Consider the following 1,144-nt stretch of genomic DNA (forward strand, 5'->3'; position numbering starts at 1 on the left):
TAAGTCCTGTCCAATACAGAATTCAAAATGGCTTTGCCGCATAACTTTTGTCCAACTTTTGGGGAGCACTTCAATGCGCCGTTCATCTTGACCGTTGACTGGCTCGGCTGGGTTTGCTATTTACCCGACAAACTTGAATTTATTTTAAGCTATCACGTTTTACCTTCTTAAGCCTTACTATCATTACCATAGGAATTTCTTTGTTGGTTTTAAAACATTCTTCATAAAATCCATCAATGACAAATCCAGCTCTAAAACAAAGGTTAAAAATATCTTGTATGGAACGATGATAATAAATCTGCTCTTTCGGTTGCCCTTCAATCGCTATATCATAGTAACTGTGCGGTGTCATATATTTTTCAGTCAACGTGACAAAACAAGGGTGTTGCGTTGCAAAGACAAAAATTCCGCTTTCCTGCAACAGTTCATAAACAGCCATAAGAAGTGGTTCAATATCCGTAATATCCATAATTGCCATATTAGAAACTGCTTTCGTAAAGGCTCGATTTCTTTTTAATTCTAATATACTTTTTCTATCGGTCGCATCCGCCACACAAAATTCAATTTGTTTTGCATATTGTGATTGCCGTCTTTTAGCCAATTCTATCATTTTTTTGCTGTAATCAAAAGCGACAACCGAAGCGCCTCTTTGTGCAAGATACGAAGAATAATTTCCATTGCCACACGCAATATCCAAAATGTAATCCGCAGGATTAGGAGATAGAAGTTCCGTTACTTTGGGACGCACTACCTCTCTGTGAAATTCATTAGATTCGTCACCCATTGCATTATCCCAAAATTGTGCGTTCTCCTCCCAGATTTTTTTACTTTCCTCTGTTCCCATGTTCTCTCCCACTCCCCAAATTTGCTTTTTTGCTTCCATTAAATCTTCCTTACTATATTCCATTGTTACCCTCCATAACTTCTGATTGTTGCCGTCTTGACGATTATGTATCTTTACATTACCTTCTGAAACATATGGCGCACCTTGTCCAGGCGGCTGTTTGGACGGCGGGGCTGGATGACCGGCTGACCGACAGCGGCCTGATATCCTTTCAGCTCTGTAAGGCATACGCTCCGCCCGTTGGTGTAAAAGGCCAGATCAGTACGGTATGCCTGTATACAGCGGGCGGGAATCTCGCCA

The 1,144-nt window shown here is 40.9% G+C and carries 2 protein-coding genes; both read right to left on the reverse strand.

Features of this window, described 5'->3' with window-relative positions; genetic code table 11:
• Positions 1-139 precede the first annotated feature (139 nt).
• Positions 140-907, reverse strand: coding sequence for a class I SAM-dependent methyltransferase (locus tag ACTQ34_RS17990; protein ID WP_002586626.1), 768 nt, complete (start codon positions 905-907; stop codon positions 140-142).
• Positions 908-957: 50 nt separating this feature from the next.
• The coding region (locus tag ACTQ34_RS17995) for a hypothetical protein (RefSeq protein WP_441364968.1) at positions 958-1,144 on the reverse strand (187 nt) is incomplete at its 5' end.

This window comes from Agathobaculum sp. LCP25S3_E8, assembly GCF_052117165.1.
Lineage (GTDB): Bacteria > Bacillota > Clostridia > Oscillospirales > Butyricicoccaceae > Agathobaculum.